Raw genomic sequence first — 15,584 nt, 5'->3', positions numbered from 1 at the left:
CCCCCCTCTATCAAGACTCTCTCTTGTCTTATTTGCATTGCCTTAATATTCATTAACAGTGTATTGGGGAAACCCTAAGGCTGAAACCTACATATTTGTAGCATTAATCACCCTGCAAATTATGACGATTATGAGAATTATTCTATTGATAGGAGCCTTGTCTTTTTTAAGTTTAGCGCAGTCATTCGCACAAAATGAAGAGAATCAATATTTAACGAGCAAAGGGGACCTTCACCTTTTAGGAACAATTTCGAGGAGTCAACTTAAGGAGGAGCCGTTCTCTAAGTGGTACAATACAGTGTATGAAAGCTATTCGATCGATGAAGAAAGAGTAGAGAAAGTGAATGAGTATTATGATGAAGGTATTAGTGTAAAAATATACTTGGGAACCTGGTGTGGTGATAGTAAGCGAGAAGTGACCCGCTTTTTGAAGATTGTTGATCATTCTATTATGAATATGAATAACGTGGAATTGATAGGGTTAGATAATCGAGCTGGAAAAATGAAACAAGGCCCTAACAGAGAAGAAGAAGGCCTGAATATTCACCGTGTGCCGACTTTTTTATTTTACAAAGATGGAGAAGAAGTTGGACGAATCGTAGAAGGCCCGGTTTCTTCGTTAGAAACTGATATTGCTCAGATTTTTGCTGGTTTGGCGCCTCGACCTGATTATCACCTTGCGAATTATTTACTTACCCAATTTGAGGAGGAAAGCCTGGATGCAGTAGATACATTGATTACGAAGAATGCGTCTTTTTTAAGGCATTACTCAAAAAATGAAGGAGAACTAAATACGCTGGGCTATGTGCTAATGGACGCAGGTAAATATGATCAAGCTATTATAGTCTTCAGGTTGAACACACTCATCTACCCGGAATCAGGAAATACTTTTGATTCTTTAGGAGAGGCATATCTTAGAGTAGGCGACAGTGCACTAGCAACTACGAATTATCTAAAATCACTACAACTAGATGCTACAAATGAGAATGCAACTAAGGTGCTTCTAGCGATGTTGAAGGATAAGGAGAGCAGGTAATAGAAACGTATAATTACCTATTCTTTAATAGGTATAAGAGGCGATTGGATCACTGATTCAATCGCCTTTTTTAGAGAGGGCTATTCTAGATGCTATTATAATTATTATTAAAGAAAACGACCTCTAGCTGATTACTTAGGAGCTATTTCGCGCAATGAAGTGTAAATAATCACGCTAAAAATAGGCCTAAGTAATGAAAATTCAAGCTATCATTTTACTTTTTATTTTATTCGGATGTAATATGCTTACTGCTCAACGTCTCGATGATCAGCGATTCGTTCACCAATATACCCGCCTACCGCTATCACCACTAGAGGGAGATTTCAAGACTTACAGTGTACAAATAGATCAGGGTACAATCAACCTTGCTAAAATGGGGATGATCGAATCTTCGATGATCGCGAATCATTTTAACTTAGAAAGTTATACCTACCAAGAAAGCAAGGGGGACTTTTTGATTGCAGTGAAGCTAGATGGTGATCATTATGTCTCAAAAGAGGTGAAAAAAGGAACTAAGACGGAAGGAAAGGGAGATGATGCGAAAGTGGTGACTACTTATTCTTATGAGGTTAAATTTCGTATCCCTATTCTTTATCAGATTCTCGATGGAAAGCGAGAGGTGATGGTCGATAAGATTTACTCTGGCTATGATAGACTTTACACAAAGTCATTTGGCGAAGCGAGAACAGTCAATAGCCTGGAAAAGAGTTGGGAGAATAGTGGAGAGGCTACACTGGAAGGCTGGGTTAAGGCAGATTTTGCACGACTGTTGCAAAACCTTCAGAGACATCTTGCCAGCGAGTACGATACTCGTCCTGTTTCAGAAACACTGACTTTTTATGGAATAAAGAAAGCAGATAAGATTGGTTATGAAGCCTTGAATGAAGGAGTACAGGCCTTGAAGTCAACAATTGAAGGTGCTACTCCAGAAAGCCCTTTGGTGTTAGCTACTTTTGGTGACAATATAAATATTTGGGAAACGGCTTTACAAAATGCATCGGCAGACGACAAAAAAGAATCGGTAGCATTTCAAGCAGCAGCTTATAATTTAGCCCAGGCTTATGCTATAGCCGGAGATAATGTGAATGCACTTGCTACGGCTAATCGCCTCACGGAGGCTGGTCGCAGAGAGTACTTATTGAGAACCCTTCTGCCAATAATAGAAGACAGGGCCAATCGATTTAATGCCAATCAAGGGGTTTCCAATACTTATTACAGTACTTATGATGCAGAAAGTGCTGCTGTTTATGAGGCGGCTCAGGTACAGCAGGCCGTTGCTTCTTCTACAACTTTGGAGACCCCAAGTATAGAAGGATATGTGGTCTTGAAAAACGGACAGGATACGCTAAGAGGTCTGATTATTGACGATTACAAAGAAATAAAAGGTTCTGATGGCGCGAAAAACTTTAAAGGCGTTTACGTAGAAGACCAGTCCAATCCTGATAAAGCTCGACGGTATCTTGAAGTAGAGGAGTTTCTCTATATCCGTCGTAATGACCAAACACTTTTTCCTGTGCGGATATCTTTTGGACCGATTTCAATGATGACACTGCAAGAACCTATTTGTGGTACACAAGGACTGGTGTTGAATCGTTTGGACGAAGGAGATAATGATTATTCTTACTGGCTGGTACATGGCACAGAGAATAATAGAGGCAATGCAGTGAAAAAGGTATACGGCCTAGATGACGGGATGGCCTATTTAAACCTGAATAAGTTTGTTGCTAATAAATTTGAGGAATGTCCTACTATTGTACAAAAAGCGACTAACAAGGAATACGAATCCAATGGAACCTCTTATCGTCAGCTTGTAGATGATTATGCTGCCTGTAATGGAACAGTTGTATTTGAATAAGGATGGAGCTGGAAAAGCATAGACTTTTTGTGCGAAACCCCATGATTTCACTAATAGAAATCATGGGGTTTCGTTTTTAACGATAAGTTTTGCGGTTGGTCAGCACGGATTTTGATGACAATCAAAATTTGGGATGACTCATGTTTAAGGTGAGTTACTTTTATGTCCCCGATTCTATTTTCTCTGGTAATGCGGCACCTTCTATGGGAAGAACAGGTGGGCTTGCTATTTTACGAATAATAGCATTATAAGCCGCGGCCTGTATCTTGGGGCGGTAGTTTTCACGGCCAAGTTTATTGTTTCGCATAGAAGGATAGGTGCGATTTGATAGAAATACGAATACCAGTTCTTCGGTAGGGTCTGCCCATACACAGGTTCCTGTGAAGCCTAGGTGTCCAAAAGTGCGACGGCTAGCTTGTTGCGCTATGTTTTGGCTCCTGTTGGGGTTGAGCTGCTTCATGTCAAAACCTATGCCTCGACGAGTTTCGTCTCCAAAGCGAGTAGTGAATTCCCTGACAACATCTGGCTTCAAAAACACATGGTTACCATAAATACCTCTTTGGAGTAGCATTTGCCATAAAACGGCTAGGTCATGGGCGTTGCCAAAGAGCCCGGCATGACCACTTACTCCTCCCAGCATTGCTGCTCCCATATCATGAACATAACCGTGGACGGTTTGCTTGCGCCAGTAATTATCCATTTCGGTCGGAGGGATGCGGTTGAGCGAAAAACGCTGACGAGGCTGAAAGTCAATGTTAAATAGGCCGAGTGGTTCGTAAAAACGCTGGCGGACGTAATCATTTAGCCCTTGTTGACTCAGCTTTTCTACCAGGCGAGCAAGATAGTAGAAACCGAGGTCGCTGTAGCGGTAATTATTGTTACTACGAAGATCAGATTGATCAATACTGTACCAAATAGAGTCAATATAGGTTTCACGAAGGAAGATATTATCGCTTACTTGTACATTGTAATCCCCACCGGGGGTAGAACGGTAAAGTTCGCCGGATCTTCTCCCTCGGTTATCAAGGGTGCCTGTGTAAAAGGGAATCCACGGTTTAAGGGCTGCTCGATGAGCCAGTATTTCACGAATGACTAATTGGTCTTTATTGCTGCCTTTCAGTTCTGATAAATAATGCCCTAAGGTTTGATCAAGGTCAAGTTGCCCAGTCTGCACCAGGTCCATGATAGCAATAGTTGTTGCCGCTACTTTGGTAACCGAAGCAAGGTCGTAGATGTCATCTTTGCTCACCTCCCTTTGCCGTGCATAGGTGTGGTGGCCAAAAGCTTCATGGAATACTACCTTTCCGTGGCGTGCGACTAAAACTACACAACCAGGAGTAGCTCGACTATCAATAGCATCTTGTGCTAATGCTCGTACATACCTTTGAAGGCTATCAGTATTCATACCTACGCTCTCAGGAACGCCGTATCCAAGTCGGAATAGTTTGCTGGTACTTATTCCTGCATTATAATGGCTGGTCGGAGAAGCCGTAATAGGCAGGCGTCCGTTGAATCTAATAGCTCCAAAAATAGCCTGAGCCGTTTTGTCTTGGGTTACATCATCTTCGTTATAGGCTTCTACAACTACACCTTGATCGTCAAAAAACTTTAGACTATATGGATTTCCAAAAATAACGAGTACAACGTCATTTTGCTGGCGTAGTCGTTGTAAAAAACGCAAAGCCGAAGGTTTTATCCCAAAATCATTACTTGCAGAACGCCCCATATTGTGCATACTGACAATGACCAAGTCTTCTTCGGCGAGGCGATTAAGCAACTTAGTGGCCTCTTCCTCTGAAACATCGCTATCTGTATGTAATAAATCAACAGGTGCATAATCCAGCAATCGCTTTTGGAAGATGGTTTGTTTATTACTACCAATTGCCAGTGCTGCACGTTGTTTTTGAGCAATCTCTTTGATGGGTAGCAGATTTCCTTCGTTGCGGACTAACGTCAGTGCATTCTCTACCAATTGTTCTTTTAGCATTAATGCATCGGCACTGTTAAGGTCTGCCAAGGCATTTTCTTCGGGAATGGAGACGAAAGAGTGTAAGCCCATCCGGTATTTTGCCCGTAATACACGCTTAACCTTCCGTTCAAATTCCCTTTCGCTCAATTGACCGTCCTCTATATATTGCTTGATTTTTAATTCCGCATTGGCTAAGCTTTCAGGAAGGAGCAGTATATCATTACCGGCCATCAAGGACGCGGCTTCTACTTCACCATCGCCAAAATGTTTGGTAACGCCTTTCATTTCCAGTCCATCTGTGAAGGTAAGCCCATGAAAACCCAATTGATCACGTAAGACACCGTTCACTGTTGCGGAGGAAAGAGACGTAGGGTAGTTTTCTCTAGCCTCTAAGGCTGGTACCTGAAGATGAGCCACCATGACACTGCCTACACCATGATCGATCAATGACCGAAATGGATAAAGTTCTATACTGTCCAGGCGCTGGCGAGAATGAGGGATAATAGGCAAGTCAAAATGGGAATCTACATCGGTGTCTCCATGGCCAGGAAAGTGTTTGGCGCAAGCTACAATACCATTGTCTTGCATGCCACGCATGTAGTTTACGCCTTTAATGGCGACATTGAGGCGATCTTCTCCAAAGGAGCGAGTGCCGATAACTGGATTGTTAGCATTGTTGTTAACATCTACAACGGGAGCAAAATTTACATGCACCCCTACCCTATGCATTTGCCGAGCAATCTCACTTCCTAGCTCATAGATCAATCCGTTATTACGAATAGCACCCAGCATCAATTGACGCGGAAAATCCTGTACACTTTTCATCCGCATATTCAGCCCCCACTCAGCATCCATTGCTACCATCATAGGAAGGTTGGCCTTCGCTTGATATCTGTTGATAAGGCGTATTTGTGCCTCAGGAGTGCCTTGAAAAAAGCAAAGCCCTCCGACGTGGTAGTCACGAATGAGCCGTTCTACCGCAGCCTCGTGATTAGAACCTAGGTTGGAGTGTGCTCGAATCATGAACAATTGCCCGAGGCGTTGCTCAAAATTCATACTTCGAAAGACGGAATCAACCCAGATAGCTTCCTGGGCATTGGATTGGTCAAGATTAGCATGGTACTGAGCGAATAAAGGTCCGCTTACCAGTAAAAGTATACCCGCAAGGGCGAGCGTACGAAAGAGAATACGCATGTTCATAACTGGGGGTTAAAATTAGTTTCCGGCACGCACTTTAGCTTCAATATCGGGGTCTATTTGTCGAGCTCGTTGTAGGGCTTGGTTGGCGGCTTCGGGTTGTTGATTGTTCATATAGGCCGAACCCAGGTCATACCAGGCACGGGCATTGTTGGGTTGGAGCTGCGTGTTTTTGGTAAACAGCTCGATTGTTCGAGGAGTATTACCGGCAATGCCGTTGGCAACTCCTAAAAGCCTGATCGTCTCATAATCCTCGGGCATGGCTTGATAGGCTTGATCGAGGTATTGAATAGCTGTCCTTACGTCGCCCTTTTGCTCTCCATAGAAACGGCCCGCATCACGGTAAGTAATCATCAGGTTGTCAAAAGCCTGATCGTAGCCAGGGTCAATTTGGCGAGCTTGCTGATAAGCTTGAATTGATGCGTCGTACTGCTTGAGGTAATTAAGGAGATTGCCTTTGATGAAGTAAGCCTGTTTGTAAGTAGGGTGAATACGGATAGCTTCCTCAATATGTCCTAATGCTTCTTGTAGCATCGACTGACGAGCAGGTTGTTGCTCAGGAGGTAAGCTCGCCCATTGCACTGATAATTCCCCGGCCATCGCATTTCGCAGTTTGGCACTATTGGGCGAAGCGTGGATATCGGTAGTAAAGAGGGTGTAGTTATTTTTCCAAGCTGGGTTGCGTAATACCGTTAGTACCATTAAAATCACACCAAAGCCTAGTATAATCCCCGTTGCCAAGCGATGATTTTTCAGATAGGTAAATACCCCCCACGCAAGCAGGAGTGCAAAACCTACTGAAGGCATAAAGAGAAAGCGTTCTGACATATTAGTCCCCACGGGAAAGACAATGTTTGATACCAGAGAAAGCGTTCCTAGATAATATAGCACTGCAAAGCTGCCAATTTTTTTACGTACAAGCCCCCATAAACCGTAGATTAATAAACCGAGATATAAAAGGAGACTGAGCAATACTCGCCAATCACTAAAACGCATGATGTCTATCTGGCGGGGGTAATAATCGTGGGTGAGTTGTACTGGCGCAACCAGTAATTGGGCGTATTTGCCAAGGGTATAAGTAATAGTAGCTGCTTTTTCGCCAGCTGAAAAGTCGACCCAACGCCCTTGTTCTAATTTGAGGAAAGGGTTGTTCATAAGCTCCTGACTAGGAGCGCCTACATCCCACCCTAGAATAGCCCCTCGAATAATAAGGAATAGAATGGCTGCTGCAACTAGTGGCGAAATGCGTTTGGCAATGTCCCCAATATTGGTTTGAGTAAAAACAAAAAAAGCCAGTGGAGCGACGCCTAAAAAGGTTATTGCATTTTCCTTAGCAAGTAAAGCAATAAAGAAGCAAATTCCTGCTAGTGCAGAACGTATGTTTCCCCCTTTGAACAGTAGCCACAAACTGGTAAGGCTACCCAAAAGGGTAATGATTTCGTCACGACCTTTGATATTGGCAACAGCTTCGGTATGCAATGGATGTACTGCAAAAATAAAAGCAGCAAGAAGTGGTATCCAATAAACGCCAAGTAAACTAATTTGGCTATCCCAGGATTTACGGGATTTAAACATTGTTAGTAATAACAAATAGAGCATCACTACTGTTAGCCCGTACCAAAGGGCATTAAAGACATGCATTATTGCCGGGTTGGCTCCTAATAAGCCATATTCTACCGCAAACATGGCTGGTGTCAAAGGTCGGTAGCGACCACCAGCTACTAGTTTGGCTTTGCCTTCTACTTTGAAAAAACCATAGAAGGTGTCATACTGGAAAAGGCCGGGTATACCTGAAACGCCTTCTGTGGTAAACATGTTTTCAGTGATAACGATAGCGTCATCCTGTGCAAAGTCGTGAGAGAAAGTATTAGCGTATAGTAATACACTGAGTAAAAATAAACCTCCCGCAACCAAACGGGTACGCCCTAGCCAAGCCCAGGTGGAAGGGAGGGTTTTTACTTTTTTCGTACTTGTTTTTTTATCTTTCTTGGCCATAGGAATGCTGAAGCTATCTGTAGTGTGCTAATTTAGAAAAATTGTTGGTAGTAATCCCATAATTTAAAGCAAGCTGTAAAAGCAATACCAATAAAGAGGGAGCGTTCGAAAATCGAGCCTATCTTTACACTGCATGAATGAAGGAATAAAAAAACTACTCGGGCCATCCACTTATCAGTTCATTGGAGTACTGGCCTTACTATTTATATTGGTAGGCCTTGTGGTATCATCCGCGATGATGAGTATGGGAGTCATTGGCTTAGCCATCGTTTGGGTACTCAATCCAGAAGTCAAACAAAACCTACAAAACCTACTAAAGCATCCTGTTTTTTGGTCAATAGTCCTTCTTTTTGTGGTATGGGGCATTAGTGGGCTATGGTCCGAAAATACTGATTATTGGGCTAATCGAATGCGGATGCGCCTACCTTTTCTACTTATGCCGGCAGGCCTGCTTGCTATTCCTCGATTTGATCGCAGCGTATACTATCCACTATTATATGTTTTTTATTTCTTGCTAAGCGCCATTTGTCTTTACCTCTTTGCTTGGTACCTCCTCCATTTTTCGGAAATGACCTTGGCTTACAAAAAAGGCCAAGTGCTGCCGACCCCGGTTATGCATATTCGCTTTAGCCTTATGGTGGCTTATTGTGTAGCTATCGGGATTACTTTTTTACAAGAAAAATGGACCTGGAAGTACAAATGGGAACGGGCTGTACAGTTTTTTATCACAGGGTTTCTTATTGTTTTTTTACACGTCTTAGCTGTCCGTAGTGGTTTGGTAGCGTTGTACGGTGTCTTGTTCTATTTCCTGATCCGGGAGATCATTCTGCGACGGCGCTGGTGGTTTGGAATTATCACAACATTATTATTGGTTGGAGGGATGGTTACGGCCTATCTGACGATACCTTCTTTGCAGAACAAAATAGATTATACACTTTATAATCTTTATCATATTCAGCACGATAATAATAGCACTGAACTTTCGGATTCTCACCGGGTGGGGACTATCCAGGCTGGGTTGGCAATGGGGAATGAAGCTCCGTTTTTGGGGGTTGGCATTGGTGATATAAGAGATGAAACAGAAGTGTATCTACAGGCGAATTATCCAGGAGTAGCGGGTTCTGGTTTTACCCCTCAGAGCCAGTATGTATGGCAATACGCGGGAGTGGGGTGGCTTGGGTTACTGGTGTTTATTGCTGTAACGTTCTTACCGCTTTTTTATAAAAATGGTTGGAAATACGCATTGTTGGGTAGTTTTTTAGCCATAGCTATCCCATCGTTTATTATTGAGCAAACGCTGGAAACCCAGCTGGGTACTGCTATTTATCTTACGTTTTTGTTGATGGGAGCACGCTTTTATCTTACAACAGGTCTGTCCGATCAAAAGGAGAATGATCGGGCGTCATTTGTCCCGGGCGTGGGTAATTAAGCCTGTAAAAAAGGCCTGCTACCAAACCAAAAGCAAAACCAGTAATATGTGCCCACCAAGCTACACCAGCAGTCTCGCTGGTCATAGATTGTAGTGATTGATTACCCAAGGTAACCTGCTGTACAATCCAGAAGATAAGGAAAATGAAGGCGGGCACTCGGATGAAAAAGACCAGTACCAGCATTTTAATTTTCGAAGTTGGATACATGACCAGGTAAGCACCCATTACAGCAGAAATTGCACCACTGGCTCCCACTGTTGGGATTTCGCTCCCCATATTAAAGTAAATATGTCCTGCGTGAGCAGCAAGGCCTCCGATGAGGTAAAAAATAAGGAAGCGGAAATTACCAATTGTGGCCTCGATATTATCCGCAAAAATCCAAAGAAAGAGCATGTTACCTAACAAGTGCATCCAGCTGCCATGTAAAAACATACTGGTGAAAAGAGTAAAGGTATCCTGCCCTGCAAGCGTTTCCTTGGGGATGCTACCATAGGTGTAGACAAATTGTTCAAAACCAGGAATGGATAAGGATGCCTGATAAACAAATACCAGAACATTAAGGACGATAAAAGTATAGCTAAAAAAAGGAAAATACCCTCCTTTTACTTGGTCGTCACCGATAGGGAAAAACATATGTGATGGCGTTGGTAAAGGATAATCTTAAAGGCTACTTACCTTAAGTTGTAAGCGATAATCAGCAGGGGCAATTGTTTCCCCTTCGGGGTAAGGGTTAAGGGTTTCTGCCGTGAAGATATAATCCCCAACGAGGGTTTGAGCTTCTTCTGGTTTACCGTCTCTGAGAGTCAAAGTCAAAGGATCTCCATTAACCAGTAAGTTTACTTTTGCTTGTCCTTCCCATACGCAGTTAGTGTTTTTGGGACAACGAGAGTCTTCAGCGACTTCTAACCATTTGATGGTCATATCTGCTGATTTATTTACTAATTCCTGTTGAGGAGACAGGGTAAAGGAAGTTCCCAGAGGGAAAGTATCTGCATCCTCGCAAGTATTGACAAGCAAAAGCGATAGCGAAAAAAGCAAAAGGATAGCTTTCATAGTTTATTCTTTCTATAAAGGTAAATAAAATAGCCGTTTAGGGAGAAGCTACAAGTGGCGCTAAATAATTATCCCGGACTTCGCTACTAGCAAAGCCCGGGATAATTATTCCAATGAATTTGTTAAACGTCGTTTATGCTACTGCACGCGCTTGTTCGATGTCGTATTGGCCATTACCTAGTTTGTAGAGTAAGGTAAAGTGACTTTTTACTGCACCATAAAAGGTCTTGTGTTCATGATAAGGAATATTAAATTCCTTGGCAGTCGCTTTTACAATCGGAGAAAGATTCCGGTAGTGTACATGACAAACGTTAGGAAATAAATGGTGCTCAACTTGATAGTTAAGACCTCCAATAAACCAAGAGAAGAAACGGCTTCCGTTTGCGAAATTGGCAGTTGTTTTCAGTTGGTGAATAGCCCAATTGTTTTCAACACTTCCGTCTTCATCTGTGTGGAAAAACTCTGTTTCTTCAATAACGTGTGCTGGCTGAAAAATCAATGCCAGAATCATTCCGCAAATGAAATGCATCGCTAAGAATCCGATCAAGAAATGCCACCATACTTGTCCTCCAACGGCAAGTGGAAGAACGATGGTTACAATAATGTACCCAAGTTTATAAAAAGAAACCTCTAGCATTGCTTGTTTGAAGGTTTTTCCTTGAGTGCCAAGTAGGTTCTTTTTACGATACCGAACCAGTTGCTCAAAATCCTTACTAAGGAACCAGTAGATGGTCATTAAAGAGTAAAGCATTGGTGCGTAAAAGATCTGCAACCGGTGGATCGGCTTGCGTTTGGTATCCGGGGTTAATCGTAAGATGGCCTTCTGGATATCCTCATCGTGTTCGTGGATATTGGTGAAGGAATGGTGAAGTACGTTGTGTTGGATTTTCCAATTGACATGATATCCACCGATTAGATTTACAAGGAAACCTAATGCATTGTTTACGTTCTTATTTTTAGAGTATGCTCCGTGGTTGGCATCATGCATAATGGATAAACCAATACCCGACATTCCTAATCCCATTAGTACCCACATTAAGAAACTCCATCCAAAGCTTTGTGTAACACCGGCAATCAAAAGAGATAGTGGGATGATGTACAAAGCAATCATGAAACCTGTTTTGAATTTCATGTTCAAATTAGCATGACGAGAAATCTCACGCTCCTTGAAATACTGGTTGACGCGCTGGCGGAGTTCCTTGAAAAACTCAGGTTGGTCCTCCACATTAAATTTTACGGCTCTTGTATTCTGCATAAGTTTGATGATCTGTCGCCAGTACAATCTACTATAAAGTACGAGAAGGAATTCTCGTAGTATATTTTACGTGGCGAGGGCTGCTATATAAAATGCTGAAAGTACGGAATATAAGGGAAAAGAGGGCCAAAAAGTTGGAAAATGACGGTAATCTGGCATCCAATTATTTGGTTAAATACGGTTCCTATGGGCCTAAACGAGTGTAGAGTGAAGGTCGGCATTAACCAAGCCATCTGCATTAATCGTACGCAGTTGCATTGGAACAACGTGATTGATCCAGGTAGCTTCTAAAGGCACATCTACTTTGACATAATTGTCAGTAAAGCCGGTTAATCGCCCACTTTGTTTGCCTTTTTCAAGTAAAACGTTGCGTGTGTTTCCGAGCTGGGATTCATAGAAACTACGCTTCTTTTTTTCGCTCAAAATATTGAGCATTTGATTTCTCCGACGGCGCTCTTGCATAGGTACGACCTCTGGCAATTCAGCTGCAGGGGTATTGGCTCGCTCAGAGTAAGTAAAGACGTGGAGATAGCTAATGTCCAAGCTATTGATGAAATTGTAAGTCTCCAGAAAATCGGCTTCGGTTTCTCCGGGGAAGCCAACAATCACATCTACCCCAATGCAGCAATGAGGAAGGTGCTTCCTGATGAGCGCCACTCGCTCAGCGTACAGTTCTCGCTTGTAACGGCGACGCATGGCCTGGAGTTGCTTGTTGTTGCCTGATTGTAACGGGATATGGAAATGGGGAGCGAAACGCTGTGATTGCGCAACGAATTCAATGATTTCTTCGGTACATAAATTGGGTTCGATACTCGATATCCGGAACCGCTCAATTCCTTCGACTTTATCCAATTCGCGAATAAGGTCGATAAATAGGGCTTCTTTTTTGGGGCGGGTCCCTTCAATAACTTCGGTGCCGTTGCCGAAATCGCCGATGTTTACGCCGGTCAGGACTACTTCGCGGGTTCCCATTTTGGCAATTTCGCGGGCATTGGCGACAACACTTTCTACCGTATTACTTCTACTATTGCCCCGCGCTAGCGGGATGGTGCAAAAAGAACATTTGTAATCACATCCGTCTTGTACTTTCAAGAAAGACCGGGTACGGTCTCCAAAACTAAAGGCATGAATAAAGTCTTTAGCTTCTTTTACCTCTCCGGCTTTCACCATGCCTTTGCCTGGTGCTTGACTGATATCATCGATGTAGTCAAGAATCCGAAATTTTTCGGAAGCACCTAAGACTAGATCTACTCCTGGGATATCAGCAATTTCCTGTGGCTTTAACTGGGCATAGCAACCAACGACCACCACTTTGGCGTGTTCGTTTTTGCGTAAAGCACGACGCACTACATTGCGACATTTCTTATCTGCAAAATCTGTTACCGAACAAGTATTGATCACGTAGATGTCAGCGCCATCCTTAAATGGAACAGCTCCATAACCGGCATCCTCAAACTGGCGGCCAATGGCCGATGTTTCCGAATAGTTGAGCTTACAGCCCAAAGTATGAAAGGCAACCGTACGTGGCGTGGCCATGATCTGATTTTAGTTCGAACCGCAAAATTAAGGCTTTTTCCTTAGACCTGTGCTAAGAATTCGTCCTCAGTCATAATCTCTACGGTGCCAAGTGCCTGTGCTTTCTTCAGTTTTGAGCCTGCCTTTTCGCCGACGACTAAAATATCAAGGTTGCCACTTACGGCACTGATATTTTTAGCCCCAGCAGCAACGGCCTTTTCCTGGGCCTCCTTACGACTCATTTGTAAAAGCTTTCCTGTGAAAAGGATTGTCTTTCCTAAAAAAGGACCTTCTGTGACGGCTGCCACGGGTTGGTCGGCTTCGGTAGCCGTAAGGTTTACCCCTAATGCTTCCAGCTCTTCCAACATGGCGATGTTTGCAGGATCAGCAAAATAGGCACTAACGTTTTCTGCCACGGTAGGCCCTACATCTTTGATGTGTACATAGTCATCGTAGGTCCAGTCTTTTAGTTGTAAGACATGCTCAAGTTCTGCAGCCAGTAGTTTTGAAATCTTTTTGCCAAGGTGATGGATACTTAAACTGTGCAAAAGACGGTAGATAGGGTTTTGTTTGGCTTCCTCGATAGCAGCTCTTAAGTTGGTCGCGGATTTGGCCCCAAAACCTTCTAGTTGGGCGATTTGTTCATAGTCCAGTCGATAAATGTCTGGCAATGTTTTCACCCAACCTTGTTCCATAAAACGCTCAACAATGGAGCGGCCCAGCCCATCGATATTCATCGCAGGCTTAGAAACATGGAAAATAATCCGCTGTAGTACTTGCGCCGGGCATTCGTAGTTAGGGCAACGCCAGGCTGCTTCTCCTTCTTCCCGTATCAGCGGCGTAGAGCAAGATGGACATTTGTCGGGGAAAATGATAGTTTGTTCACTTCCATCCCGTAGATCATCAAGTGCTTTGACGATGTAGGGGATAACATCACCGGCACGCTCAATCAATACGGTATCGCCCAGGCGTAGGTCCTTTTCGGAAATAAAATCTTCATTGTGTAAGGAGATAGAAGAGATCGTCACGCCTGCTAAAGATACGGGCGCAACTTTAGCTACGGGGGTGATAGAGCCAATTTTGCCAATCTGGTATTCTACGGCATCTAGTTTCGTTGTCGCTTGCTTGGCCGCAAATTTATAGGCAATGGCCCAACGAGGGTGATGGCTGGTGTGCCCAGCTCGCTCTTGAAGGGTTCTGTCGTTTACCTTTACAACCATGCCATCTACTTCGTAGGCATAGGCTTCACGACCGTTTTCCCAGGTTGTACAAAACTCAATGACCTCCTGAATGTTTTTGCAGAGCTTGCGTTCTTTGCCATCAATTGGTACTTTGAAGCCTAGTTTCTCCAGTAGGTCTAAGCTTTCATAGTGAGTAGGGATAGCGTCAAGCTTATTTTCACCGGCGTCATTCGTAGCATAGCCAAGGGTGTAAAGAAAAGCCTCTAAATTACGGTCAGCAACTTCTCTGGGGTCTTTCATTCGTAGCCCGCCAGTAGCTGTATTGCGAGGGTTAGCAAATAAGCTTATCCCTTCTGCTGCCCGTTTCTTGTTGATAGCCTCAAACTTGTCTTTTCTGATGAGTACTTCACCACGCAGCTCTACTTTAGAGATGTTTAAATCACTGAAGGAAGCACTTAACGGCACAGAGCGAATAGCCCTTGCGTTGGCGGTCATTTCTTCTCCTTCCTGACCGTTACCTCGGGTAGCAGCCCTTACAAGTTGGTCGTTTTCGTAAACAAGGGCAACGCTTCCACCGTCAAATTTAGGTTCTACGGCATAAACGATATCCTCGTCTTCTGCCATGTTCAGCATTCGTTTTACCTGCTGGTCAAACTCCAGTAAATCCTCTGCGTTATAACTATTCGCAAGCGACAGCATGGGGGTAAGGTGAGGAACGGTAGGGAAATCGTTGCTTACATCACTAGATACCCGTTGGGTAGGTGAATCAGCGGTGATGAATTCCGGGTGATCTTTTTCCAGTGCTTCCAGCATTTTGTACAGCTGGTCGTACTCGAAGTCACTAAGTACTGGGTCGTTGTGTATATAGTATCGCCATTCGTGAAAAACAATCATTTCACGTAATTGGGCGTTACGAATAGCGGGAGATTGCGCCAGCAGCGTGGCGTCACCTTCCAGATAAGCTTTGGAGCGGGCAACCAGTTCTTTTTGTACAGGTGAGCTGTAAGTCATGCTTTAAAATGCTACTTAGTAAATATTCAAACCCAAAGTTAGAAAAACTAGTTGCTCTTGGTTACTTACCTTTGTGTTGTAAAATAT

10 protein-coding genes are annotated in these 15,584 nt (G+C 43.5%); 3 read left to right on the top strand and 7 right to left on the bottom strand.

All coding sequences use genetic code 11. The features are described 5' to 3' along the window. The first annotated feature begins 130 nt into the window (after positions 1 to 130). Together ACRBG0_RS14615 and ACRBG0_RS14610 are read left to right on the top strand one after the other, a co-directional pair. Positions 131 to 1,036, top strand: coding sequence for a hypothetical protein (locus ACRBG0_RS14615; RefSeq protein WP_431487608.1), 906 nt, complete (start codon positions 131 to 133; stop codon positions 1,034 to 1,036). A gap of 193 nt (positions 1,037 to 1,229) precedes the next feature. After that, entirely contained in the window at positions 1,230 to 2,891 is a 1,662-nt protein-coding gene (locus ACRBG0_RS14610; RefSeq protein ID WP_431487607.1) for a hypothetical protein, read from the top strand. Positions 2,892 to 3,051: 160 nt separating this feature from the next. On the opposite strand, the gene ACRBG0_RS14605 is transcribed toward ACRBG0_RS14610, so the two are convergent. Both ACRBG0_RS14605 and ACRBG0_RS14600 read right to left on the bottom strand, forming a co-directional pair. Then, complete coding sequence (locus tag ACRBG0_RS14605) at positions 3,052 to 6,060, bottom strand: glycoside hydrolase family 3 N-terminal domain-containing protein (protein WP_431487606.1); 3,009 nt, start codon at positions 6,058 to 6,060, stop codon at positions 3,052 to 3,054. Between the two features lie 15 nt (positions 6,061 to 6,075). After that, the gene (locus ACRBG0_RS14600; protein ID WP_431487605.1) at positions 6,076 to 8,052 is read right to left on the bottom strand and encodes a tetratricopeptide repeat protein; all 1,977 of its coding nucleotides are present in this window, start codon (positions 8,050 to 8,052) and stop codon (positions 6,076 to 6,078) included. A 133-nt stretch (positions 8,053 to 8,185) separates the two neighbouring features. Here ACRBG0_RS14600 and ACRBG0_RS14595 point away from each other — a divergent pair, with 133 nt between their 5' ends. After that, on the top strand, positions 8,186 to 9,481 hold the full coding sequence (locus ACRBG0_RS14595; RefSeq protein ID WP_431487604.1) for an O-antigen ligase family protein: 1,296 nt from the start codon (positions 8,186 to 8,188) through the stop codon (positions 9,479 to 9,481). Here ACRBG0_RS14595 and ACRBG0_RS14590 read toward each other — a convergent pair. The 5 genes from ACRBG0_RS14590 to ligA all read right to left on the bottom strand — a co-directional run bounded on the left by ACRBG0_RS14590 (position 9,414) and on the right by ligA (position 15,497). Further along, a complete protein-coding gene (locus ACRBG0_RS14590) occupies positions 9,414 to 10,115 on the bottom strand; it encodes a rhomboid family intramembrane serine protease (RefSeq protein ID WP_431487603.1) in 702 nt (233 codons plus the stop codon). The two genes, ACRBG0_RS14595 and ACRBG0_RS14590, sit on opposite strands and share 68 nt — an antisense overlap. Positions 10,116 to 10,142: 27 nt before the next feature. After that, on the bottom strand, positions 10,143 to 10,535 hold the full coding sequence (locus ACRBG0_RS14585) for a hypothetical protein (RefSeq protein ID WP_431487602.1): 393 nt from the start codon (positions 10,533 to 10,535) through the stop codon (positions 10,143 to 10,145). 133 nt (positions 10,536 to 10,668) lie between these two features. Continuing rightward, positions 10,669 to 11,790: a fatty acid desaturase family protein gene (locus ACRBG0_RS14580; RefSeq protein WP_431487601.1), complete on the bottom strand. Its 1,122-nt coding sequence runs from the start codon at positions 11,788 to 11,790 to the stop codon at positions 10,669 to 10,671. A 192-nt stretch (positions 11,791 to 11,982) separates the two neighbouring features. After that, entirely contained in the window at positions 11,983 to 13,326 is a 1,344-nt protein-coding gene (gene mtaB / locus ACRBG0_RS14575; protein ID WP_431487600.1) for a tRNA (N(6)-L-threonylcarbamoyladenosine(37)-C(2))-methylthiotransferase MtaB, read from the bottom strand. Between the two features lie 41 nt (positions 13,327 to 13,367). Further along, the gene (ligA, locus tag ACRBG0_RS14570) at positions 13,368 to 15,497 is read right to left on the bottom strand and encodes an NAD-dependent DNA ligase LigA (RefSeq protein WP_431487599.1); all 2,130 of its coding nucleotides are present in this window, start codon (positions 15,495 to 15,497) and stop codon (positions 13,368 to 13,370) included. Positions 15,498 to 15,584: the final 87 nt, after the last annotated feature.

Origin of the sequence: Lewinella sp. (assembly GCF_050633125.1) — a bacterium.
In the GTDB taxonomy this organism is placed as follows: Bacteria; Bacteroidota; Bacteroidia; order Chitinophagales; family Saprospiraceae; genus Lewinella.
Note: the sequence above shows the minus strand (reverse complement) of the source record. Positions and strands in the feature narration are given on the sequence as shown.